Below are 23813 nucleotides of genomic sequence, written 5' to 3'. Positions count from 1 at the left end.
CCTCGTTCGTTCAATGCGACCCGCTTCTGCGGAGCGTTCTAGGAATCAGCCGCGGCGCCTTGCCGAAGTGCAGGAACCTGTCGAAGCGCAGGAACGCCATCTCCGCTCCGCTCCTGTGCGACCAGCAGCGCATCGACCACGAACGCGGCTCCTGAGGCCGGTTCGATGATCAGCGGGTTGAGGTCGCCCGCAACCAGGATGTCCTTCAAATCGACTGCCATCCACGAGAGCTTCACGAGGAGGTTGACGACGGATCCGACATCGACGACGGGATGAAGGTTCCTAAACCCATCAAGGAGCTGTGAGAGTCGAGTACCGTCGAGCAGGCGGCGCGCTGACTCCGGCGAGAGGGGCGCGATCGCATACTCCACGTCGTCGAGTAGCTCGACCAGCACTCCGCCGATGCCGATTCCTACAGCCACGCCGATGTCAGGGTCCGCGACGAAGCCGAGGAACGCTTCGATGCCCGTAGGGATCTGTCTCTGCACCTCGATGCCGCGAATTTCGGCATCTGGACGATGGCGATGCGCAGATCCGAGAATCGCCGCCCACGCGTCGCGCAGTTGCTCCTCATCCTGCAGGCCCAGCGCCACACCACCGACATCGGACCGATGGGTGATGTCGGGAGAATCGATCTTGGCCACGACCGGGTATCCGTTGCGCTCGCACCATCCGACCGCCTCGTCCACATCGCCGAACGAATGCGAACTGACGGTATTGATCCCGTAGACATCGAGAACCCGTCGCACGGAGTCCCGGTCGAGCACGCCCGATGTGCGCGCGAGAGAGCCGCGGATCTCTTCAACGATCGCAGAGCCGGGAACCGAGGACGGGCGGTCGAGCAGGCGCGGGCCTTGCCCTGCAACCTGAGCGGCTGCGCGGACGGCCGTCAAGGCGTTGCGAAGACCCCGGAGCACCGGGATGCTCGCGTCGGTCGTGGGCACCCGCACTGGATGCACGGTCATCGAGGAGCTGGAGGCAAGGAGCACGGGGACCTCGGCCTCAGCACTCAGTAGCGTGAAGGCGTCGACAATGTCGTCTTCGTACTCCAACTCGATCGCAGACAGGCTCGACTGCGCGTCGATGACACCGAGTACGACATCGACGCCCTCGTCCTCGCTGATGATCTGCAGGGTGCGCTGGAACGTGTCGTCGTCCGCATCCGCGCTCCCCCACGCATCGAGCGGGTTGATCGCGTGCATGTCCGGGAGGACTTCCTCGAGTCGCCGCTGCGTCTCCGGCGAGAAGCGCGCCAAAGTCGCGCCCACCTGTTCCGCCAGATCGGCTGCCAGGGCCGCCTGCCCTCCGGAGAGAGTGACGATTGCGGTCCGCCCCGCTCCGACGGCTCGCCAGTCGACGCGGGCGAGCAGATCGATTGCGGCGGCCAACTCGTCATAGTCCGCCAGAAGGGGCACGCCGATCTGCTCCATGTATGCGTCGATGACCGTTCGGTTGCTGAGCATCGCTCCGGTGTGAGCGAGCGTCGCCGCCCGCCCTGATTCGGAGGAGCCCACTTTCAGCGCCACGACCGGCTTACCGACCTCCCGTGCGGCTTCGACGGCCCGCGCCAAGCCTTCGGAGTCGTACACCGACTCCAGGATGAGTGCGATGACGCCTGTTCTGGAGTCCTCTGCGAGGTATCGCACGTAGTCGGCTGTGGTCAGGGCCGCTTCGTTTCCGGTCGACACGATGTGGGAGAAGCCGACGCCGCTCGTCGACCGCGCGACGAAGATCGCCCCCGACCCCGACTGCGAGACGATGGCGACGTTTCCGGCGGGAAGATCAGCGAGGATCCCCTCGTCCGCCCACAGCATCGTGCGGTCGTGGACGTTGATCAGTCCCATGCAGTTCGGCCCGTGGATGTGCATGCCGGAGCTGCGTGAGAAGTCGTTGATCGCCCGGATCTCATCAGGGGTGAATCCCACACTCATCACGAGTCCCGCCTTGACGCCGACAGCCGCGAGGCCACGCAACGCGGGGAGCACGGCGCCTGCGCGAAGGGTCACGACGACGAGGTCGGCGCCGGCCGCCTCGCTCACGTCTGAAAGCGCCTCGATGCCCTCGATCGTGCCACCACTCTGGCTGAGGACATCGATCCGGCCCCTGAACCCCCCATTACGGAGGTTGCGGAGCACCTGATTTCCGGTCGCGTCGGTCCGGGTCGAAGACGCGCCGACGACAACGACTCGCCTCGGGGAGACGAATGTGATCAGCGGGATGAGATCGGCGAGCGACATGAGGACTCCTTTTATGTAGCACTAACTATATAAAAAACTCGCGGGCTCGTCCAGCGACCGTGCCCAAGTCCGAGCGGTGGTCAGCCCGGCCGCTCCGGGCTGACCACCGCTCAACTCACAGGCGCCTAGTCGGCGCTCCCGATGAAGGACAGAGAAGGAAGGTTGACGTACACCGAAGAGGTGATCACGCCGCCCACACGATCGCTGACGAAGTTCACCTGGTATGGATTGACGATGGAGATTGTCGCGGCGCGCTCTTCGAAGCGATCCTGGATGTCAAGAGTGAGCTCGGTGCGGCGATCCTCGTCAAGCTCGGCGACAGCTTCACCGAAGAGCCCCTCAAGCTGCTCGTCCACGTAGCCATCCCAGTTGTAGAGGCCGTTGGGCAGGTAGTAGTAGCGGATCGAGGCAAGCGGCTCCTGCACGACGTCGCCACTGCTACTCAGGAGCAGATCGCTGTCGCCGCGCACGGCCGGATCGTACATCGCCTGAGCGTACTCGAGCGGCTGGAGTGCACGGATCGACACACTAAGGCCCGCCGCCTGCGCCTGGGCCTGAACGAGCTGACCGAGTTGAGAAGCCGTCTCGTCTCCGCTCGCCACGATCAGCTCGATCTCCTGATCCTCGACACCGGCCTCTTCGACCAGCTGCTTCGCCTTCTCCGGATCGTAGCCGCGACCGTCCGCGATCGCGGTCGTCCGCTTCTCTGTGCTGTCCCGCACAGAGGCCGGCCATGAAATGGGACTGATCGCGGTGCGCCACGGCTGGGCCGCACCATGGAAGACCGCCTGCGCGATCGCGTCCCGGTCGATCATCTGCTGAAAAGCCTGCCGCAGTGTTGCGTTGGTAGCGAGGATGCTGTCAGGGCTCGCGACACGGAGAGACCAGATCGTCGTGGTACCGCCGAAATACAACGAGCCCGTGTCGACGGCCTGCAGGGCGGGGATGGACGAGGCGGGAATCTCCCATCCACCGTCGACTTCCCCAGTCGCCATCGCCTGAGTGAGAGCACTCGTATCGGTGATGAAGGTGAGACGGACGGCGTCCGCTTTGGCCGCTCGGCCCTTGTCCCAGTAGTTCTCGTTCTTGACGAGCCGGATGTCGGTACCGACGTTCCACTTGGAGATCTCGAAGGGACCGGAACACATCAAGCCTCCCGCGGGAGTGCCGAGCGCCTCTCCGGCGTTCTCGCTGAACGCCTTCTCCATGACGACACCTCCGACTCCGACCATGGTCGGCAGGAAGGTGGCATCAGGTGCACTGAAGTCGATCGCGACCTCTGTGTCCGAGATGGCCGAGATGGCCGCGACGTTGGCGAACGTCGGCGCGAGGTAGGACGACGGCGAAGCAGCCCGGTTGAGACTGTAGGCGACGTCCTCGGTCGTCAGCGGTGCACCGTCCCAGAATGTCGCGTCGGTGCGGAGTGTGAACACGGCTCTAAGCGGAGACTCCTGCGTCACAGACGCGAGACCGGGTACGATCGCCCCCGACTCGTCGACTGAGAGCAGGGAGTCGCAGACGCTCGTGACGACAGCCATCGCCGAGTAGGTCGGGACGTTCGGCGGGTCCAGCGTCCCGGGCTCTCCTGACCCGAGGTTCCAGGTGATGGAGTCGACGGCTCCGTCCCCTCCCGGGGATCTGAGCACCGTCTTGACAGCGGTGTCCGGCGTCGTGTCAGGCACCGTCGCGGCGCATCCGACCACCATGCTCACGGTGGCGACGCTGACGGCGGCGACGAGTGCGGCCCTACGCTGGGCCCGGCGCGATCGATCCATGTCTCGTGCTTCCTCTCGACGTTCATCGTGAAGTCCTCGGGGCGGACTCCGGTTCCGTCATTGAAGCGCAGATCGACTTAAATGTGGTGACTTTTATATAACGATTGACTGATCACCGTGGATGCTCCCCTGATTAAAAAGTTCCTGTTGCGCTCGTCACTTTATTAATACAAGATGTTGCCAACCGTATCAATTATGTGACAGGAGATGCTGTGAGCACCGTCGTCAGCACTGCAGAGACCACCCTCCTCGAGCGCGTGACCGAGATCTTCCCTCTGGTTCGCGATTCCGAAGAGATCATCGAGAACGAGCGGAGGATGCCCGAAGAGATCACCAACGCGCTCTACGAGAACGGCATGTACCGCGCGTTCCTCCCCAAGGAGCTGGGTGGGCTCGAAGCGCACCCCGTCGAATGGCTTGAGGCCGTCGAGGCCCTCTCCCACGTGAACGGCTCGGCCGGCTGGCTCTGCATGCTGCACACCGGGCAGACCTGGGCCGGAAAGGAGGCCATGCAGCGCATCCTCGATGACGAACGCTGGATCATCGCCGGTAATGGAGGGCGTGCGGGAGGCGTGGCTCGCGCAGTCGAGGGCGGGTACTGGGTATCGGGTCGGTGGCCGTTCTCCAGCGGATCCCCCGAGGCCACACACCTCTTCGGCCTCTGCGTTCTCCATGACGACAATGGCGACGTCGTGCTCTCGCCGAAGGATGGGACGCCGTGGTTCGTGGTTCCCTACTTCCGCAGGGAGGACGTGACCCTGCACGACACGTGGGATGGCCTCGGTCTTCGCGGAACGGGAAGCGGAGACTTCTCGGTCGACCAGGAGGTCTTCGTGCCAGCCGACATGGTGGACGAGCGCGGCATCTGGGGCATCACCTATGGAACGCCGCACGAGAAGGGCCCGTTCATCCAGGCTGCGCACTCGGCTCATGCGCTCGGACTCGCAACCGCCGCGCTGGAGGAGTTGATCAAGCAGACGCATCTGAAGGCCCGACGCGGCTCCTACCGTCAGCTTCGCTTCGCGACCGACGAGAACCTGCACATCGCGATCGCTCGTTCCGACGCGCGGATCCGCGCATCGCGGCTGCTGCAGAACGACGTGATCTCCCGCGCATTCGAGAGTGCGCAGAACAACCGCTTCATCGACTACGAGCTCCGGGTGCTGATGGCGGAGATCAACACGTTCATCGTTCACGAGTGTCGCGATATCGTGAACACCCTGTTCGTCGAGAGCGGCGTCGGCGGCGTCGGAGCGAAGTCCCGGCTCGCGCGCATCTTCCGCGACATGGCGGTTGCTGCGAACCACATCATCATCGCTCAGAATCAGCTTCCCTCCGTGGGTGCCTACTGGATGACTCGCGACATGGAAGGCGGCCCCTTCATCGAGAACATCGAGATGTCTGCCATCTACCCTCCCCACCCGCAGTTCGCCGATCGCGCGAACATCCGGGTCGACCTCCCCACCCGGAAGCGGTCATGATGAGCACGCCGACACTGCCTACAGCGCCTCTGCTCGATTCACAGGCACTGCGTGGCGCGTTCTCGCGTTTCGCCACGGGCGTCACGATCGTCGGCTTCGAGGACAAGGAAGGTATCCACGGACTCACTGTCAACGCCTTCACCTCCGTGTCGCTGGATCCCCCTCTCCTTCTCGTGTCGATCCAGAAGACGTCTCGGTCACACGAGCGGCTCCTGCAGCAGTCGTTCTCGGTCAGCGTGCTCAACGACGCGCACGGCGCAACAGCGCGGTCCTTCGCCTCGAAGGACCGCTCCGGAGCGCCGGACTGGGATCGCTCCGGTCGGTTGCCTCGAATCTCCGGCGCGCTCGGATGGTTCGAATGCGATCATTGGGCACAGCACGACGCTGGTGATCACACCCTCGTGATCGGTCAGGTCTCTGACTTCGGGACAGCAGCTGGCGACCCGTTGCTATTCTTCAATGGTGCTCTCACCGGACTCAGCTGACGACTATGGCGATGCCGAGTTTCTTCGTGATGTCCCACGGGAAGCGGCGCTCTGAGTTGACGACGTCCGATTCCTCGACGACGGTGGAGCGGTCGATCGCTCTGCTCTGGGAGCTCTACGCGAATCCCGAGGGGCTGTCCGCTTCCGACCTCGCGCGTCGGCTCGACACCCAGCGCACTGCTCTCTATCGCCTATTGCGGCCGTTCCTGCGTACGCAGTTCATCCGCAGAGACGACCGCAAGCGCTACTATCTCGGATTCGGCATCACGGCGCTGGCTCGAGCGGTCGCAGAGCCCATCGAAAGCCTCGTGCGGGATACGCTCCAAAAGCTCGCAGATGCGACGGACTGCTCGGCGATGATCATCGCCGACACGGACGGCATCCTGGTCACCGTCGCCAGTGCCAGCCCGCAGCGTCCCGGAATGCATGTCGCCGCCCCTCCGGGGTTCGTGCATGAGAACAACGACGTCGCTCTCCGAGCGATCGACGCAGGCAGGGGGGGCGCTGCGGGGAACGATCTGCTCGCGGATGCCGCAAGACCATTCAGCAACGAGAATAGGGGGAGCGCGACGACCATTGCACTCCCCCTTCACGTGCCCATCATCGGATCGGACGCGTGCATACTCCTGGCCTCCGTCACCCCGTTCCGGCTCGACGACGTGCTCCCACTACTCTCGCATGCCTGCGAAGTCGTCGCTCACTCGCAGGACCCGTGACCTCCCTCACCGAGGCTGGCGCTGCGGCGGCGTCCAACCAGGGACCGGCACCGACTCGATGAGCCTGCGGGTATAGGCGGCCTGAGGATCGTCCAGCACCTGCTCGATTCCGCCCTCCTCCACGACCGCTCCGTCCCGCATCACCAGAACGCGATCGCAGATCTGACGGACGACCGCCAGATCGTGTGAAACGAACAAATACGCCAGCTGGGTTTCCTCGCGGAGATCACTGAGCAGCCTGAGCACCTGCGCCTGGACGCTGACGTCGAGAGCCGAGACCGCTTCGTCGAGGATCAACAGGTGCGGCTGCGGCGCCAGAGCCCGTGCGATGGCGAATCGCTGCCGTTGCCCTCCGGACAGATGCCGGGGATAGGAATCGGCATGGTGCGCCTCCAGCCCGACACGCTCTAGCAGCGTGCGCGCGAACTCGTTCGTCGATTGACCGGCCGGTGTGCCGTGGATGGCGAGGATCTCCGCGAGACACGCTCCGAGCTTCTGGCGAGGGTCCAAGGATCCGAACGGGTCCTGGAAGACCATCTGCACTCGACGGGCCTGGGCGCGGCGAGCGACCGCTGTCCGGGCGGGTCTCGTCTGCTCACCCCAGAAGGTGATCCGCCCCGCTGTGGTCCGCTCGAGTCCCGCGATCATTCGCGCGGTGGTGGACTTCCCCGAACCCGACTCACCGACGATCCCGACCGCCTCGCCGGCCATCAGGTCGAAACTCACGTCGTCGACGGCTCGGAACTCACCTCCGGGAGAGGGGAAGACCTTCGACACGTGTTCCAGTGAGACAAGAGATGCGGTCACTGTGCGGTCCTCTCCAGCCGGGTTCGAATCTCGTGAGTCCGCACGCATGCGGACACGCTGTCGTCGCCCACCGGCTGCAAGCGCGGTTCGCTCTCGACGCATTCGGGCTCGACGAAGCGGCATCGATCCGCGAAGGCGCAGCGATCGTGCACTGACGACGCGAGCGTCGGGACTCCCGGGATGCTGGCGGGAAGCTCGCGTCTCGTCAGAGAAGGACGCGCAGCCAGCAACGCAGAGGTGTAGGGATGCGTCGGGGTGCTCGTCACCGAGCGAGCCGGCCCCGCCTCGATGATACGCCCGGCGTACATCACCACCAGCCGATCGGTCGTGGCCGCAGCGAGATCGAGATCATGGGTCACGAAGAGGAGCCCGACATCGTGAGCCCGGATCACATCTCCGAAGATCGACATCACCTCCGCCTGAACGGTGACGTCGAGCGCGGTGGTCGGCTCGTCGGCGAGCAGGAGCTGAGGTTCGGGCATCAGGGCGGCGACGATCATCACGCGCTGCAGCAGACCCCCCGAGAGCTCGCCGGGGTACTGCTTCATCTGCCGCACAGGATCGCGGAACCCCACCTCTTCGAGCAGTCGCCCGGCGCGATCCCGCGCTTCGCGGCGGGAGAGACGACGATCGGCCACGACCGCCTCTGTGAGGAAGTCGCCGATGGTCCACAGTGGGTTGATGTGCGCTCGAGGATCCTGATAGATCATCCCCACCCGACGAGATCGAAACCTCGCGAGGTGCGAAGGTCGCATCGAGAGGACGTCCTCACCGTCGAACTGGATGGTGCCCTCGCTGCTGAAGCCCTTGGGCAGCTGTCCCATCACCGCGCGCAACGTCATCGACTTGCCCGAGCCGGACTCCCCTACGACGCCGACGGCTTCGCCGGGGCGCACGTCGAGGTCGACTCCGCTGAGGACCGGGATGAGCTCGCGCCCGACCCGATTGCGTACGTCCAGGCCCCGGATCGAGAGAAGCGGGGGACGAGGGTCTTCTGTGCGTGTCATCGACTCGCTCCCAGCATCCTCTGCAGACGTTCCCCCAGGAGGGTGAAAGAGATCACGGTGAGGACGATCATGACTCCGGCCGCTGTCGTCTGTTGAGGATTCCCGGCGAGGAGCTCGGTGCGGCCGGCGATGACCATGGCCCCCCATTCCGCGGTCGGCGGCTGGACTCCGAGTCCGACGAACGACAGCGCACCGAACTCGAGCAGCGCGACGCTGAAGCCGAAAGTGGCCTGAGCGAGCACGATCGGCATGACACCGCGCAGAATGTGCGCATTGATTCGCACGGTCGACACTCCAGAGAGTGCGAGCGCCTCGACGTAGGGGCGGTGCCGCTCCTGCAGCGCAGTTCCCCTGATCACGCGCGCCACATAGGGCGAACTCGCGAATGCCATGGCCAGCACGGGCGCCCAGAATCCGGCACCGAGAACCGTGACCGCGATGATGGCCACGATCATCCCGGGAATGGCGATGAACACGTTGAGAACCGAGGACGTCGCACTGTCCACGAACCCGCCGTACCAGGAAGCCAGCAGAGCGAGGAAGGTGCCGATGATGACGCTGATGCACACGATGAGCAAAGCCGCCGCGTAGCTGATCTGCGCGCCCCAGAGAATCCGGGAGAGCAGGTCTCGTCCGAGCGAATCCGTGCCGAGGAGGTGCGCCGGGCTCGGGCCTTGGTTGGCGGCGAGGAGATCAGTGGATTCCGGGGCGTACGGCGCGACCAGCGGCCCGATCACGGCCATCACGATAAGCGCCCCGCAGAGGACGATGAGGAAGATCGTGTACGGATCCAGGGCACGCAGGCGTGTCCGGCTCCATCGAGGAATGCGCAGAGCTGAGGTGATCCCGGCGAGTGTCATGCTCTCCCCTTTCGGGACCGGAGCGACGGATCCAGGAGCACATGGATCACATCGACCAGTGCCATGACGATCACGTACACGGCAACGACGATGACGGAGACCGCCGCGACCACAGGGACATCCTTTGTTCCCACGCTGCGGACGAGCAAGGATCCGATCCCGTCGAGCGTGAAGGCCGTCTCGACGATCACGCTGCCCGCGACGAGTGCGGCGAGGGTGAGACCTGTCGCTGTGACGATCGGGACCCCGGCATTGCGTAGCACATGCTTCCCGATCACCAGATGTCGCGGCAGTCCCCTGCCGATCGCTGTACGGACATGCTCCTTCGACCGCTGATCGTCGATGGACGCCATCGAGATCTGCGCCATGTAAGCGATCCACGACACCGAGAGCGCGATCGCCGGGAGGGTCAGATGCCAGAACCGATCCACGCCGGGCGCGCCCGCGCCGAAGCTCGGAAACCACCGCAGGTTCACTGCGAAAAGCCCGAGGAGCGCCGTCGCCGCAACATAGCTCGGTATCGAGATCAACAGGGCGATCAGTCCCGCGATCGCAGGCCTGATGCGCTGGGTGAGCCCGCCGATCAGACCGAGCGCGATACCGAGCAGCACGATCAGGACGGCGGCGTAGAGGACGAGTTGCAGAGTGACCTCTGCGCGAGGCGCGAGCACGGAGACGACAGAGTCCCGGTAGGTGTAGGAGGTGCCGAGGTCTCCACGCAGCAGACCTCCGATCCACTCGACGTAGCGCGCGATCAGCGGCTCGTCCAAGCCCAGCTGCTCTCGCATGGCCGCGCGGGCCTCGTCGGTCGCCTTCCCCCCGAGGATCTGAGCGATCGGGTCTCCCGGCGTGAGGGACAGCGCCGAGAAGACGAGGAACGACGTCACGAGTATCGTCGCCACGGGGAGCACGAGCCAGCGCACGAGCCGTTGGCGCCCTCTGGTCGCCGCAGAGGCGCGCCTTCCGATCGCCCGCACGCTCGCGGTCGATGGCCCCACATCGATCCCCGCTGTCACAGCCGGAACTCCGGGCGCAGGTGAGCCCACGGTTGCAGCGTCTCCCAGACGGCGGCCATCTGCAGAAGCCGCGCGTCGTGATGCTGAGGCATGTGCAGCTGCATGCCGACAGGCATCCCGTCGGAATCGAACCCCGCCGGCACCGTGATCGCGGGGATCCCGGCATGAGATGCGGGTTCGGTGTACCGATGAAAGTCGATCGCCGGGTGCGCGACGGGCACCCCGTCTATCTCGGTGTTGCCCCCCGCTGCGCCTGGATGCGGGAACGCCGCCACCGGGCTCGTGGGAGTGATGAGCAGATCGAACTCCTCGAACACGCGGTTGTAGGTCCGAGTGATTTCGGCTCGAGTCTCGGAAGCCGTGTGAAGGTGTCTCTCCAATGTGAGCCGCTGCGCCGCCTCGCTGACGCTGCGCATGGCGGGATGCGGCAGCGGAGCGTTCGGATCGAGGAAGGCGGGACCCCAGAAATCGATGAAGTACTCCACCGGGTCCGGCAGAGGCAGCTCGATGAGGTTGACCTCGGCTCCTGCGCCCGCCAGCACGTCGATGGCCCGACGGACGACGGCGGCCACCTCAGCACTCGGGGCCGCACCGGACGGGCTCTGCGCGTAGGCGATGCGGACACCGGCTAGGTCGGCGGGAAGGGCGCGCATGGCGCTGACGAAGTCGCGGACGGGCAACGGCGTCGAGAACGGAGCCGTTGGGTGATGCCCCGCCGTGACCTCCAGCAGAAGAGCCTGATCGACGACGGTACGGGTGAGCGGACCGTCGGTCACCGCCGAGTCCCAAGGATGCTCACCCGGGATCCAACGCAGCGAGGCTTTGAGCCCGACCACACCGCAGTAGGACGCGGGGATGCGCACCGACCCGCCGCCGTCTGAGCCCCAGGCGAGCTGTCCCATGCCGGATGCACTCGCCACTGCTGCACCGCCGCTGGATCCGCCGGCGGTGCGCGACAGCCGCCAAGGGTTGTTGGTGACTCCGGTGAGTGCGCTCTCGGTGACTCCGAGCATCCCGAACTCCGGGGTGGTCGTCTTGCCGATGAGGATAGCCCCAGCGCCTCGAAGACGGCCCACTGCGAGAGAATCCGCATCGGGGACGTGCTCGGCGAACTGCGTGCTGCCGAAGGTCGTTCTGATCCCCGCTGTGGCCGAGAGGTCCTTGACGGTGAGCGGCACGCCGAACAGCGGAGGCAGGTCTGCGGGATCTGCTCGCATCACCTCGTCGTCCGCACGCGCCGCCTGATCCATTGCCTGCTCGGCGAGGACCGTGACGAAGGCGTTCGTCTGCGCTTCGTGCTCATCGATCTGCTGAAGCGCGGCGGCCACCACCTCCGACGGCTTGACGCTGCGCGAGCGGATGAGGGACGCCACGTCTGCACCGGACATCCAGGCGAGTCCGTCGGAGCGCGGAATCGTCGACATCACGCCTCGTCCTCCTCGTCCACGCTCCACAGCGCCTTCCACGTCGCGACCATCGCCGGTCGCTCGGATCCCTCGATCTCCATGACGCAGTCGTAGGTGACGAGATAGCCGCCGGCTCGAGGCTGCAACTGCGTGATCTCACCCGCGACTCGCACACGGTCGGAGATGGTCACCGGAGACGTGAACCGGACTCGATCGAGACCGTAGTTCCACCCCGTCCACGCGTCCGCCTCCACGTACGACACCTGGCCCACGAGGTGATCCAGGAGCGCCAGCAGGTGGAATCCTTCCACCAGGCCCTCCGGATATCCTGCAGGATCGAACGGGCTCTCGGCCGGATCCAGGTAGGACGCCTTCTCGAAATGCATTCTGGCGTCGTCTGAGATCTCAAGCCATTCGCTGACGAACCGTCGTCCGACGAGACTCTCGATCTCGCTCCAAGGGGCCACGGCGCGCTCTGCGCTGGTTGGGATAGTGCTCACGGTGCTCCTCGGGTACTCACACTCATGGTCGGGTGAAAGCACTCTACGAAAAACCTCGCCGTTTGTATAGAGATCGTCACAAAATAATCATCGTCAGCCGTTCGCGCTCTGCTCACCCACCAGGCCGAGCGCCGCTAAGCCGCGCTCCACCACCGCTCGCTGACGCTCTTCCGTCCAGTACTGCGGGTGTTCGACCGCGGAGAGCACGGCTCCGTTGACGAGCATGCGAAGGAAGTCGATCGCCTCCCCCATCGCATCCTCATCGATCAGACCGTCGAGCCTCGCCCGGAATGCCGAACGGGCTCTGCCCTCCATCGAGTCGAAGAAGCCCGCTATCGCGCTGTTGTCCGCGGAGTGGACGAGCGCGACTCTGCAGCGCTCGATATCGATCTCCTCAGGCGTCAGCGGAACCATCCACAGCAGGTACGCGCGCAGGTCCTCGACACGGTCGCCGGTCAGAGGCAGCGATGCGACATCATCGTCGTAGTTCGTCGACAGCTCATCGATGATGCCGGCCAGGAGCGTCTTCCTGTCCGCATAGAAGTGCGTCACCAGCGTGATGGAGCCGTTGAGTTCACGCGCCAGCGCACGCAACGTCAGCCCGTCGGGGCCGCTGCGGGCGAGCACGCGCATCGCCGCCACGCTGATCTCATGCCTGCGCGCCGCATGGTCGACGATCTTCGGCATGATCTCTCCTCCGTCTGTAACACCCCGCCCGGTCAGAGCAGCTGGAAAACGCGGATCCGGATCCGCTGGCCTTCATCGCTCGCCACCCCGATGAACTGATTCTCCGCCAACCATCGGTACGTGGGCGAATCCGTTCGGAAAGTGAAGGCCGTACGAAAGTAGTACGAGCCTTCCTCGACGGGCTGCCCTGCCTCGAGAAGCTCCTCGACCTCGAGAGTCGCACGGAAGTAGCCCACGTTGGTGACGTCCACCACGACGCCATCACTCGTCTTGATGAGATACCGGGCCTCGACACGCGTCGTGTCCTGCCGCTTCACCGACCAGTCGCCGCCGCCCGAGAGCACCTCGCCGGAGAGGCGTGGCCCTTCGAAACTCCCCCCCGTGATGGGGGTGAACCACAGCTTCTCGTCTTCTCCGACACCGATGTGCCACCCCTCATCGATGTCGACGAGGATGTCGAAGGCGAACTCGAAGGACGGCATAGTCAGGTCGGGCATGGGGTTCCTTTTGTCGTGGTCTTTCGGGGGAGTCCTCCCGACGGGCGGGCGGACCGGGCGCGCAGTCACCGGGGCGACGGCAGAGATCCCGACACCACCGCGCCTGAGAAGACGACAGCCGTCGGCTGAACGGTCGCGAGCTCGTGGGCCGGGGTCGCGAACGGGTCTATGTTGAGCACGACGAGGTTCGCGAGTTTTCCCGGAGACACACTGCCGTAATCCTTCTCGATACGCAGCTGCACAGCGGCATCGATCGTGTATCCCCGCAGCAGTTGCGCGATCGACAGCGAGGCAGTACTAGCGGGACGCCGGCTCTCGGCGAATCGTTCAGGGTCGAGAGGCACTTCGGGATCTATGCGGGTGGCGGCGATCTGCATGCCGAAGAACGGTGCCGCCCGGTGGAGTTCGGCGGCGGACACCACATCGCTCGAGAAGGTCAGCCGGGCTCCGGAGTCGGCAATCGCGGTGAAGTCGTACATGCGCTCCCAGCGATGCGCACCGAGATGGCGTGCGGCTTCTTCCCCGAAGTATCCGCCGGACCAATGATTGGTCCAGTTGACGATGACCCCTAGCTCAGCGGGTCGAGCAAGGTCCGCCGGATCGACAAGCTCACAGTGAGCGAACGTGACCTGGAGGCTCCACTTGTCGCCCTCGGCCTCCGCCCGGGAGCGCGCACGCTCCACCGCGTCGCACGCCGTGCGGAAGGCCCTGTCACCGACCATGTGGATGTGAAGATCCACGGCCGCCCCGTTGCACAGGCGCATGCACTCCGCGAGGTCGTCGAGCTCCATCTGGATCGCGCCGAGCGGGCCGGCGTTGTCCTCGCTGAGCAGCGGGTCGAGGACGGCCCCGCTGCCGAGCTCATTCGTGCCGTCGAGGAACAGCTTGACGGTGCGTACCCGCACTCTGCTCGACGCGGAGTCGTCATCGAGCGCAGACACCGTCGCGAGCGCCTCGGGGAGATCACCGAGAGTTCGAAACCGTACCGCTCCCTCGTAGTGCAGGTGGAGGTCGCCACGGCTCTCCAGCTCACGCATCGCGGCGACGACCTCCGGCGTCTCGATGAGCGCGTCGAAGACGGCAACGACGCCGGTGCTTCCGAGGAAGTCCAAGACCGGGCGGATGATCTCCGGGGTCGGCTGCTCCGGCGGAGTCCAGCCCAGGGTCTCGTACATCCGCGGAAGGAAACGTACATGCGCGTTCTCGAATATGTAGCCTGTCGGACGTCCGTGGGCATCCCTCGCGAATCGTTCCAGGCCTGGCACGGGGTCGGGAGTGGTGTCGTCGACACCGAGGAGCTCCAGCATCCGGGTGTTGACCCAGCTCGCATGATCGCCGGCGTCCTGGACAAGCACCGGACGATCGGAGATCGCACGGTCGAGCAGCTCCTTGGTCGCACCGCCCTCACCGAGGAGAGCAGTCGGGAAGTACTCGAAGTACAAGTACGGCTCGTCCTCCTGAGGATGCGCCATCCCATACTCGCGGATGAAGTCGATGAGCTCATCCACGCTCTGCGTCTCGGGCAACTGTACGTGCCATCCACTCATCGCGACCAGCGCGGGGTGGGAGTGAGCATCGATCAGACCGGGGATCACCGCCCTCCCGTCGAGATCCACCACAGGAAGATCGATACTCCTGGGGAGATCGGAGGCGCGACCCACCCAGTCGAAGCGGCCGTCCCTGATCACAAGGGTGTCGGCCGCGGGACTCTGGTCATCGGAGGTGAGAATCACCGCGTTCGTCAGGATCATCCCGGACCTCTCCTCATCGTGAGCCTGGTCTCCCCGGTTCATTTGCCGTCACCTGTGCCGCCGAGGTAGGCGACAGAGGGCATCGACATGTACGCGAATGACGTGATCGCGCCACCGAGACGGTTGTTGAGGAACGTCGTGGTGTGGAGACTCAGCAGCGGGATCGCGGCCGACGTCATCTCTCCGATCTCTTGCGCCTCGATCACGAGGCGGGCGCGGTCTTCGGGGTCGACAGCCGCTCGGGCCTGATCGAGGAGACTGGTGAGCTCGGGGTCAGCGATCTGTGTGTAGTTGTACGGTGCACCTTCAGTCAGGGTGAATCCGAGCGGCTCCAGCGGCTCCGCCGTCGCGTTGAAAGACTCGCCGAGCATCAGATCCAAACCAAAGCGCTCGCGGACGACCGCGTCATACGCGGCGGTCGTGTAGTCGAGGGGCTGGAGCTCCTTGATCTCGATCTGGATGCCGACAGCCTCGGCGTCCTGCTGCACCAGTTGCGCCACCCGCGAGATGGTGGCCTGTCCCGTCGGCACACCCAGCACCAGCGTCTCCCCGGCATAGCCGGAGCCCGCGACGAGCTTCTTCGCGGCCTTGGGATCGAATGCCCGCGCGTCCGCCCACTTGTCATAAGCATTCTGGTAGAGCTCGCGTTGAGCGGTCGGCCACGTACGCGGGGTCACGGTGGTGTATAGAGGCGCCGCTGCTCCAGAATAGACGGTGGACGCGAGCACCTCCCTGTCGACGGCCTTCTGCAGGGCGTCCCTGAGGGCGACGTCGGCGAGCGGACCGTCCGCCCTCGCCACGTAAAGCTGCAGACTCTCCATCGACGGGCCGAAGTAGAGCTGCCCGTTCGAGGCTGTGCTGAGGGTCGGCACCGCCGAGGGATCGATGCGGTATGCGCCGTCGATCTCGCCGGTCGACAACGCCTGGGTCGCGGCCGTGCTGTCGGTGATGAAGGTGAACTTCGCACGATCGACGAGCAGCGGGAGATCTTCATTCCAGTAGTCGGGGTTGCGCTCGATGGTGATGTCGCTTCCGGAGCGCCACTCGTCGAGCATGTAGGGGCCGCTGCACATGATCCCTCCCGCCGCGGTCCCGAACGATGCGCCGGCCGTCTCGGCGAAGGAACGTTCGACGACAGCACCCGCGAACGTCGCCATCTGCGCGTTGAACATCGCGTCGGGCTGAGCAAACCGAACCGTCACCGTGACATCGTCCGTCTTCTCTACCTCGGCGACGCTCGCGAACAGGAAGGAGGTGGTCGCCGCCGGGTCTGCGGCTCGGTCCAGGCTATAGACGATGTCGTCTGCGGTGACGGGCTGGCCGTCCCAGAAAGTCGCCTCCGCTTCGATCGTGTAGACGAGCGTCAGGGGATCGGGGGCTTCGAAGCTGACGAGGTTCGGATGCAGCGTGTAGTCCTCATCGATCGCCAAGAGCGGGTCGCAGAGGTTCGCGACCACCGTCGCGCCCGAGTACGTCGCGGAGTCCCGGGGATCCAGGGTCGTCGGCTCACCATCAGGGAGGTTCCACGTGATCTCCGGCACCGCCTCCGCGGCCGACGGCGCACGGTCGGTCAATTCGACCTCGATCTCGGCAGGCCCTGTCGAGGTCGAGCATGCGGTGACGGACAACAGACCGGCAGCGAGGCTCGCGGCCATCCATGCTTTGCGGTACCGAGGGGACGTGCGTTCGGCCATGGTTGTCCTCCAGATGGGCGACTGTTCAGACTTTTATAGAACATTCGCTATTAAAAAAGCAAGAGCGCCGCCTCCTGTCGTGGATCACGCTGTCGAGACTCTGTGGACAAATGCATCAGTCGCGCGGCGTGAAGGCTACCTCGCGCAGGGTCGCGGCCAGGTGGCTCCGAGTCTCCTCGTCGAGCACCGAGTACAACCGCTCCTCCGCCGCACGCGCCGAGCGGTGGGCGATCCGGTGCAGGCGCACTCCGGCATCCGTCGCGACGACGACGTTCGCGCGGCGATCTCGTGGGTCAGGCTGCCGTTCGACCAGACCGTCTTCCTGGAGGTCATCGATGAGCGCCACGACCTGACTGGGGTCGAGCCGGAGGAAGTCGGCGAGCTCGCGCTGTGACGGACGCTCGCCGGACGCGGCGAGCGCGAGCACCGAGTAGGACCGCACACGCAGCCCGTGCGCGGCGAGCGCCACATTCCCCGCAGCGAGCGATAGGGCATTCGTCCGAGCGAGCAGGAAGCTGAGCTCATCGCCGAGGCTGCTGCCTCGCAATCGGTCGACAGCCGCGCTCACATCATCAGTCGGGATCGGAGAGGTCACGAAGTCACGATAACAAATAATGAGAGAACACAATGATTGACTTTCTCAATGATTGTGTGATTCGATCATCCTGATTCGAAAGGACACCATGTCTGTCAACGGAAAAGTCGCCATCGTCACTGGTTCGGGCCGCGGGCTAGGCCTCGCCTACGCGCAGGAACTCGCACGTCAGGGAGCCTCCGTCGTGATCAACGACGTCGATGCCGCCATCGCCGACGCCGCTGTCGATAACATCCGCTCGACGGGGGGGAAGGCCGTCGCCGTCGCGGCGCCTGTCGGTTCGGCAGACACCGCCCAGGCACTTGTCGACGCCGCTCTCTCCAGCTTCGGGCGCCTCGACATCCTGGTGACGAATGCGGGAGTCCTGCGCGACACGGTGCTGTGGAAGATGAGCGACGACGACTTCGACACCGTGATCGATGTTCACCTGCGCGGCACCTTCACCACCGTCCGCGCCGCCGTGACCCATATGCGAGAGAACGAGATCGCCGGCCGCATCATCTGCATCGGATCGCCGACCGGTCAGCGCGGCAACTTCGGGCAGACCAACTACGCGGCGGCGAAGGCGGGAATCGTCGGGATGGTGCGCACGTGGGCGCTCGAGCTCCGTCGCGCGGGGATTACCGCCAACGCGGTCATCCCCGTCGCCGCCACCGCGATGACCGCGACGGTGCCGTACTTCGCCGCCGCCGTCGAGGCGGATGCCGCAGGCCGGCCGATGCCGGACTTCTTCCGACACGACCTCGGCTTCGGCACTGCTGACGACGTCAGCGGACTCATCGCCTACCTGGCCTCGGACGACGCGGCCAGCGTGACCGGTCAGGCGATCGGCATCGGCGGCGACCGCATCCAGTTGTGGTCCCACCCCGAGCCCGTGGTCACGGAGTACCGCGAAGGCGGCTGGACGACCGCCGCGCTGGAAGAGAACTTCGCCACGCTGATCGGCGAGCAGCTGCAGGACGTCGGCGAGAAGTTCCCGCCGCTTCCCGCAGAACTCCAGCGTCCTGTTCCCCAGGATTGATGACCATGGCCCGCTACGAGTCGGCCATCGACCTCACGTCGATCACCGCCATCGACATGCACGTGCACATCGAAGTCGATGGACACGGGCACACGTCCCTTCCGACCGACCTCGCCGACGCCGCCTCTGCGTACTTCTCGACAGAGGGGCCGCGCCCCGATCTCGATTCGGTGGCCGCGTACTATCGCGATCACCGCATGGCCGCGGTCGTATTCACGGTCGACGCGACGACACAGCTGGGCCACAGGGGGCTCTCGAGCGAGGAGATCGCCGGGGGTGCGGCGCGCAACAACGACGTGCTGATCCCGTTCGGCTCAGTGGACCCGCGCCTCAGCGGCGAAGCCGTCGATCGCGCACGGCGCCTGATCGACGAACACGGCGTCCGCGGATTCAAGTTCCACCCGACCGTCCAGGGCTTCGATCCCAGTGACTCGACCTACTATCCGCTCTATGAAGTGCTGCAAGATGCCGGGATGGTCGCCCTCTTCCACACCGGACAGACGGGCATCGGAGCCGGGCTGCCAGGCGGTCGCGGTCTGCGTCTCGGGCTCTCGAACCCGATGCTGCTCGACCCGGTGGCTGCGGACTTTCCCGACCTACAGATCATCATGGCCCACCCGTCCGTGCCCTGGCAGGACGAGGCGCTGTCTGTAGCGACCCACAAGCCCAACACCTGGATCGACCTGTCCGGTTGGAGCCCCAAGTACTTCCCCGAGAACCTCGTGAGTCATGCCAACTCGCTTCTCCGTTCCCGCATCCTGTTCGGATCGGACTTCCCGCTCCTCACCCCCGAACGCTGGATGCGCGACGCCGAGAAGACCTCGCTTAAGCCCGAGGTGATGCCAGGGATCCTCAAGGACAACGCCGCACGCCTACTCGGTCTCACACGCTGACACCATCGAAAGGAACATCATGACCACCACCGTCGCCTATGCCGATGTCAACGGACTCGCCGGCTGCGATCTCGGCTGGTCCGAGTGGCTGGAGGTCACGCAGGACCGCGTGAACCTCTTCGCCGACGCCACCGACGACCACCAGTGGATCCACACCGATCCGGAGCGCGCGAAAGACGGCCCCTTCGGAAGGCCGATCGCCCATGGCTTCCTATCCCTGTCGCTCGTCATCAAGTTCTGGACCGAGCTTTTCGACGTCGAAGACGTCTCCACCAGGGTCAACTACGGTCTTGACAAGGTCCGCTTCATCTCCCCCGTCGTCGTCGGCGCTCAGGTGCGCGGCAACGCCGTGATCGCCGAGGTCACCGAAATCCCGGGAGGCTACCAACTCTCCGTCGACCACACCATCGAGATCCACGGTGCCGTCAAGCCCGCCGTCGCCACACGGAGTCTGTACCGCTTCTACGCGTAATACCCCCGGCGCTCGGCATCCGCCTCGCGCCGGCTCCACCCCGGCGCGAGGATGCGCCCTACCTCGATGAACAGAATGATGCACACAAAAGGATTGGGTGCCTGGCTCCCTCGCCGCCGTCTGCGAAACCCCGACAAGACGGCGATCGTTTTCGGAGACGGGCAGCGGCTCTCATACTCGCAGCTCGCACACTCGGCGGAGCGCGTCTCGCAAGTCCTCGTTGCACGCGGGGTGCGTGAGGGCGACAGCGTCGCCTATCTCGGCGAGAACAGCCCGGACTTCTTGATCACGCTGTTCGGGGCGGTACGTATCGGCGCCGTATTCGTCCCCGTCAACACTCGCCTCGCGATCCCCGAGATCGAACATGTCCTCTCCGACAGTGGCGCTCGCATCCTGATCCACGATCCGGAGTTCGCCCATCGGCTCGAGCGTCTGCTCACCGCTTCCGGAGCCCCGGCCCATGTTATCCGCACCGGCTCTTCGGGCCGCGATGGCACCCTCGGCCTTGCGCGGCTGATCGAGCAGGCCACAGACATACCGCCGTTGCATGCCGCAGACGACGACACTCCCGCAGCTATCGTCTACACCTCCGGAACCACAGGCCGGGCCAAAGGCGCCGTGCTCACACACGCGAACCTCACCGCGGTGGCCGTGAACAACCTCATCGACTACGACGTCTCCTCCGATGATGTCGCGCTGATGATCTCGCCACTGTTCCACGTCGCAGCATTGGGTATGGGCGCGTTGCCGGTTCTCCTCAAGGGCGGCACCCTCGTTCTCGAGAAGGGCTTCGATCCCGGCACGGCGCTGGATCTGGTCGAGCGCTACCGAGTGACGATGCTGTCCGGAGTCCCCACCACGTTCCAGCTCCTGGTGGATCACCCCGAATGGGGCTCGACCGACCTGTCGAGTCTCGACAAGCTGACCTGCGGAGGGTCTGCGGTGCCCTCGCGCATCCTCGCCGCCTATGAAGAGCGCGGGATGTCGTTCTCCCAGGGTTACGGGATGACCGAGACCTCACCGGGCGCGACCTCATTGTCTCCTGACATGACGGCGCATAAGCTCGGCAGCGTCGGTCTTCCGCACTTCTTCACCGACGTGCGGGTCGTCGACGAGAGTGGCGGGGCCGTCGAGACGGGGATCGTCGGCGAGATCCAGGTCGCGGGTCCCAATGTCTTCGCGGGCTATCACGGCCTTCCCGATGCGACTGCCGCCTCGCTCACCGCCGACGGATGGTTCCGCTCAGGTGATCTCGGATACGTCGATGACCACGGCTACCTCTACATCTCCGACCGACTGAAGGACATGATCATCTCCGGAGGGGAGAATATCTATCCCGCCGAGATCGAATCGCTCATCGCGGACATCGACGGGGTGACCGGAGCTGCCGTGATCGGCGTCCCCGACGAGAGGTGGGGCGAGGTGCCGATCGCGGTCCTCACGGTTCGAGATGGCTTCGACATTACGCTCGACACCATTCGCGGCACGCTGGAAGGACGTGTCGCCCGGTACAAGCTGCCCACCCGTGTCGAGATCGTCGGCTCACTGCCTCGAACCGCCTCGGGCAAAGTGCGAAAGCACGAACTGCGCGGGCTGTTTCCGCGGTAACGGCAGGGGTCTCAGGGCCCTATTCGTCGACGGCACCCAAGCACGCGGGTCTCAGCCGGACAAGGCGCATCATGTCGGCGATGAGAATCGCCTCATGATCACCCTTCGCCCACCGGAGCGTGAGCACGGAGTCGTCGGCATCGCCGTCTCCTCGTCGGAGAGCAGCCCCGCCACATCCACGACGCCGATTCCATCATGCATGTCGAGCGTCGTGAACTGCTTGCGGGGGCAGATCTCCAGCCAGCTGCGCAACCGATCGGTTCTTCCGGCCATGAGCGCGTGCAACATCAGCATCGGAAGCGCGACACCGTACCCCCAGTGTCCGCGTACGGACATCGCGAGCTGGACGCGGAAGTTCTCGTGGATCTCGGGGAGCATCTGCGTGCCCCGTTCACGGAGCGGCTCCATGCCGATGTCCAACACGTCCCACACATCGGGTTCGATGAAGAAGAAACTCGTTTTCGGGCTTTTGGCGGCGTTTGTGTTCGGCGTTGAGATCGTCGACTTGCTGTCAGCGACCGGACACCTTGCCGAAGAGCTGCGCGATCCCCGCGATCACCACGGGTCGAGCGGCGTGAACGCCACCGCCCATCACCGCGAGCGACGCCAGGAACAGCCCGAGGCCGAGCCAGCTCGCCGAGTCGTCGGCTGCGTAGATGTGGTTGAGGTTGCGCAGAGCCCCTGTCGCGAGGACGAGAACGACGTGGACGAGAATGAACAGCGCGAAGTAGATCATCACGGGGAACTGCACGGCTCGAGCGAACCTGATGGGGTACACCCGATTCAGCCAGCGGGAACCGCCGGGCCGGAGATGCGACAGTCGGAATCCCGTCAGCGCGGCGAGGGGAGTGCAAACGCTGCGCGCGTCATTCCCCACATCTATTCCGCCGTCACGAGCGCAGCTGCCGCTAGCGCGATGCGATCAGACTGAACTCTCACCCGCAACTTCAACAGTCGTAACCATCCCGCAACAACCCCTGATAGACCCTCGCCGAAAATCTTGGGATCTTCGCCGTCATCTTGGTCGAGCCGCCTCGTCTTTACTGGGTTTGCCCCGAGGCACGGCGTCGTCGATGGCGGCATACGTAGCGATTGAGCCGACCCGGGCGGATCCGCGGCGAGAACCCCACCCTGGCTCGCGTTACTGCTGCGTTACCGCACGCCCCGATCGGAGCAGGACAAAGGCCCCGCATCCCAGTCTTTTCAACGGGATTCGGGGCCTTCGTGGTGGCGGTGACGGTGGGATTTGAACCCACGGTAGGGGGTTACCCTACACAACTTTTCGAGAGTTGCACCTTCGGCCGCTCGGACACGTCACCGCGGACTAGCTTACGACAGTCCGCGTTCCCGCGCGAATCGTGGACCTGACGGCTTATGCACGGTCGCACACCGGGCGCCGCGGACGCAGGATAGTTAGGATGGCCTAAGCGACGCAACGGAGGGATGCGCACATGGGCTACATCACGTCGGAGGCGCTGGCCGAGACCGGCTACGTCGTGCTCGACGACCACGACCAGGCATCCGATCCCGCCGAGTGGCTCGATCTCGAGTACATCGGCTGGCGCTCGTCCGGGGTCACGCGCTTCGCGCCCCTCGCGAGCTACGCGGGCGAGATCGAGTGCAACGGCTTCTGGAACCACACACCTCCGCGCACCGACAAGGACGGCGTGTGGGTGCCGTCGCAGGTCGCGATCGCCCCGACCCTGCAGCGCCGTGCACTCGAGCCCGGTGCCGGCGTCGGGCGCTGCCGGGTGATCGAACTGCAGCCCAACACCTACGCCGATGCGGTCTACAACCTGCACCAGGACGACAACAACCGCCTGAACGACGAGGGCACGGGCTGGGTCGTGCGCGGCTACTACAACCTCACGGACGACCCCGACTCGCTGCTGCTCCTGCGCGGCGACCGCTTCGACCCGGCCACCGAGATCCGTCTGCCGCTGCGGGCGGGGTCCCGCATCGTCGTCGACACGCAGCGCTTCTGGCATGCCGTGTGGCACCGGGGCACGGCCCCGCGCTTCGCGCTGATCACGTCGTGGACCTCCGGCCCCGAGCTCGACGCGTACATCGCCGCGAATCACGGCGACCCGCATCCCGACACGGTCGCGCTCGACCCCCAGCTCGTCGACGATGCGCAGGTGGAGCTGCACCGCCGCATCGAGGAGCGCCGCCGCGCGTTCGAGGCGCAGGGCATCGTCATGGAGCCCCGCGCCGATCTCACTACCGGTCGTTGAGCGAGCGGAGCGAGCCGAAACGCACCACGGTTCCGCGGGACCTCAAGACCTGTCGTCTCGTCGCTGCGCTC

The 23813-nt window shown here is 65.2% G+C and carries 23 protein-coding genes and 1 tRNA gene; 8 read left to right on the top strand and 16 right to left on the bottom strand.

Annotated features, from left to right (window positions below; all coding sequences use genetic code 11):
• Window positions 1-38: 38 nt before the first annotated feature.
• Together MRBLMX7_RS13160 and MRBLMX7_RS13155 are read right to left on the bottom strand one after the other, a co-directional pair.
• Window positions 39-2237, bottom strand: a complete 2199-nt coding sequence (locus MRBLMX7_RS13160; RefSeq protein ID WP_341933395.1) for an acetate--CoA ligase family protein — start codon at window positions 2235-2237, stop codon at window positions 39-41.
• 125 nt (window positions 2238-2362) lie between these two features.
• Window positions 2363-3775, bottom strand: a complete 1413-nt coding sequence (locus MRBLMX7_RS13155; protein ID WP_363369178.1) for an ABC transporter substrate-binding protein — start codon at window positions 3773-3775, stop codon at window positions 2363-2365.
• A 449-nt stretch (window positions 3776-4224) separates the two neighbouring features.
• Here MRBLMX7_RS13155 and MRBLMX7_RS13150 point away from each other — a divergent pair, with 449 nt between their 5' ends.
• The 3 genes from MRBLMX7_RS13150 to MRBLMX7_RS13140 are packed head-to-tail and all read left to right on the top strand — an operon-like array spanning window position 4225 to window position 6694.
• Window positions 4225-5493, top strand: a complete 1269-nt coding sequence (locus MRBLMX7_RS13150; protein WP_341933394.1) for an acyl-CoA dehydrogenase family protein — start codon at window positions 4225-4227, stop codon at window positions 5491-5493.
• Window positions 5493-5978 carry a flavin reductase family protein gene (locus tag MRBLMX7_RS13145; protein ID WP_363369176.1) on the top strand — a complete coding sequence of 162 codons (486 nt, stop codon included), beginning with the start codon at window positions 5493-5495 and terminating at the stop codon, window positions 5976-5978. The genes MRBLMX7_RS13150 and MRBLMX7_RS13145 overlap by 1 nt, the downstream gene beginning before the upstream one ends.
• Window positions 5979-6034: 56 nt before the next feature.
• Window positions 6035-6694, top strand: a complete 660-nt coding sequence (locus MRBLMX7_RS13140; RefSeq protein ID WP_363369174.1) for a helix-turn-helix domain-containing protein — start codon at window positions 6035-6037, stop codon at window positions 6692-6694.
• Window positions 6695-6700: 6 nt separating this feature from the next.
• Here the strand turns inward: MRBLMX7_RS13140 and MRBLMX7_RS13135 are convergent, their stop codons facing one another.
• The 11 genes from MRBLMX7_RS13135 to MRBLMX7_RS13085 all read right to left on the bottom strand — a co-directional run bounded on the left by MRBLMX7_RS13135 (window position 6701) and on the right by MRBLMX7_RS13085 (window position 17514).
• The gene (locus tag MRBLMX7_RS13135) at window positions 6701-7471 is read right to left on the bottom strand and encodes an ABC transporter ATP-binding protein (RefSeq protein ID WP_363369172.1); all 771 of its coding nucleotides are present in this window, start codon (window positions 7469-7471) and stop codon (window positions 6701-6703) included.
• Window positions 7472-7497: 26 nt separating this feature from the next.
• Window positions 7498-8508, bottom strand: coding sequence for an ABC transporter ATP-binding protein (locus MRBLMX7_RS13130; protein ID WP_341933390.1), 1011 nt, complete (start codon window positions 8506-8508; stop codon window positions 7498-7500).
• The gene (locus MRBLMX7_RS13125; protein ID WP_341933389.1) at window positions 8505-9368 is read right to left on the bottom strand and encodes an ABC transporter permease; all 864 of its coding nucleotides are present in this window, start codon (window positions 9366-9368) and stop codon (window positions 8505-8507) included. Before MRBLMX7_RS13125 ends, MRBLMX7_RS13130 begins: the two co-directional genes overlap by 4 nt.
• A complete protein-coding gene (locus MRBLMX7_RS13120; RefSeq protein WP_341936194.1) occupies window positions 9365-10291 on the bottom strand; it encodes an ABC transporter permease in 927 nt (308 codons plus the stop codon). Before MRBLMX7_RS13120 ends, MRBLMX7_RS13125 begins: the two co-directional genes overlap by 4 nt.
• Before the next feature lie 89 nt (window positions 10292-10380).
• Complete coding sequence (locus MRBLMX7_RS13115; protein WP_341936193.1) at window positions 10381-11808, bottom strand: amidase; 1428 nt, start codon at window positions 11806-11808, stop codon at window positions 10381-10383.
• Window positions 11808-12176, bottom strand: a complete 369-nt coding sequence (locus MRBLMX7_RS13110) for a hypothetical protein (protein WP_341933388.1) — start codon at window positions 12174-12176, stop codon at window positions 11808-11810. The genes MRBLMX7_RS13115 and MRBLMX7_RS13110 overlap by 1 nt, the downstream gene beginning before the upstream one ends.
• A 207-nt stretch (window positions 12177-12383) precedes the next feature.
• Window positions 12384-12977, bottom strand: coding sequence for a TetR/AcrR family transcriptional regulator (locus tag MRBLMX7_RS13105; protein ID WP_341933387.1), 594 nt, complete (start codon window positions 12975-12977; stop codon window positions 12384-12386).
• 32 nt (window positions 12978-13009) lie between these two features.
• On the bottom strand, window positions 13010-13474 hold the full coding sequence (locus MRBLMX7_RS13100) for a DUF3237 domain-containing protein (RefSeq protein WP_363369168.1): 465 nt from the start codon (window positions 13472-13474) through the stop codon (window positions 13010-13012).
• A 65-nt stretch (window positions 13475-13539) separates the two neighbouring features.
• Window positions 13540-15225, bottom strand: a complete 1686-nt coding sequence (locus MRBLMX7_RS13095) for an amidohydrolase (RefSeq protein ID WP_341933385.1) — start codon at window positions 15223-15225, stop codon at window positions 13540-13542.
• Between the two features lie 38 nt (window positions 15226-15263).
• Window positions 15264-16919, bottom strand: a complete 1656-nt coding sequence (locus MRBLMX7_RS13090; protein ID WP_341933384.1) for an ABC transporter substrate-binding protein — start codon at window positions 16917-16919, stop codon at window positions 15264-15266.
• A 115-nt stretch (window positions 16920-17034) separates the two neighbouring features.
• A complete protein-coding gene (locus tag MRBLMX7_RS13085) occupies window positions 17035-17514 on the bottom strand; it encodes a MarR family winged helix-turn-helix transcriptional regulator (protein ID WP_341933383.1) in 480 nt (159 codons plus the stop codon).
• Between the two features lie 88 nt (window positions 17515-17602).
• Between MRBLMX7_RS13085 and MRBLMX7_RS13080 the strand changes: the two genes are divergently transcribed.
• The 4 genes from MRBLMX7_RS13080 to MRBLMX7_RS13065 all read left to right on the top strand — a co-directional run bounded on the left by MRBLMX7_RS13080 (window position 17603) and on the right by MRBLMX7_RS13065 (window position 21508).
• Window positions 17603-18535, top strand: coding sequence for an SDR family NAD(P)-dependent oxidoreductase (locus MRBLMX7_RS13080; RefSeq protein ID WP_341933382.1), 933 nt, complete (start codon window positions 17603-17605; stop codon window positions 18533-18535).
• A 5-nt stretch (window positions 18536-18540) separates the two neighbouring features.
• The gene (locus tag MRBLMX7_RS13075) at window positions 18541-19428 is read left to right on the top strand and encodes an amidohydrolase family protein (protein WP_341936192.1); all 888 of its coding nucleotides are present in this window, start codon (window positions 18541-18543) and stop codon (window positions 19426-19428) included.
• A gap of 19 nt (window positions 19429-19447) precedes the next feature.
• A complete protein-coding gene (locus MRBLMX7_RS13070; protein WP_341933381.1) occupies window positions 19448-19900 on the top strand; it encodes a MaoC family dehydratase in 453 nt (150 codons plus the stop codon).
• A 78-nt stretch (window positions 19901-19978) separates the two neighbouring features.
• Complete coding sequence (locus MRBLMX7_RS13065) at window positions 19979-21508, top strand: acyl-CoA synthetase (RefSeq protein ID WP_363369164.1); 1530 nt, start codon at window positions 19979-19981, stop codon at window positions 21506-21508.
• 69 nt (window positions 21509-21577) lie between these two features.
• Here MRBLMX7_RS13065 and MRBLMX7_RS13060 read toward each other — a convergent pair whose 3' ends face one another.
• From MRBLMX7_RS13060 to MRBLMX7_RS13050, 3 genes are all read right to left on the bottom strand, one after another.
• Window positions 21578-21931, bottom strand: coding sequence for a hypothetical protein (locus MRBLMX7_RS13060; RefSeq protein ID WP_341955382.1), 354 nt, complete (start codon window positions 21929-21931; stop codon window positions 21578-21580).
• 88 nt (window positions 21932-22019) lie between these two features.
• On the bottom strand, window positions 22020-22259 hold the full coding sequence (locus MRBLMX7_RS13055; protein WP_363369161.1) for a hypothetical protein: 240 nt from the start codon (window positions 22257-22259) through the stop codon (window positions 22020-22022).
• Window positions 22260-22736: 477 nt separating this feature from the next.
• Window positions 22737-22827: transfer RNA gene (locus MRBLMX7_RS13050), tRNA-Ser, on the bottom strand.
• 132 nt (window positions 22828-22959) lie between these two features.
• Between MRBLMX7_RS13050 and MRBLMX7_RS13045 the strand changes: the two genes are divergently transcribed.
• A complete protein-coding gene (locus MRBLMX7_RS13045) occupies window positions 22960-23742 on the top strand; it encodes a hypothetical protein (protein ID WP_363369159.1) in 783 nt (260 codons plus the stop codon).
• The last annotated feature ends 71 nt before the right edge of the window (window positions 23743-23813 follow it).

It is taken from the genome of Microbacterium sp. LMX7-1.2 (genome assembly GCF_040675935.1).
Taxonomy (GTDB): domain Bacteria; phylum Actinomycetota; class Actinomycetes; order Actinomycetales; family Microbacteriaceae; genus Microbacterium.
Note: the sequence above shows the minus strand (reverse complement) of the source record. Positions and strands in the feature narration are given on the sequence as shown.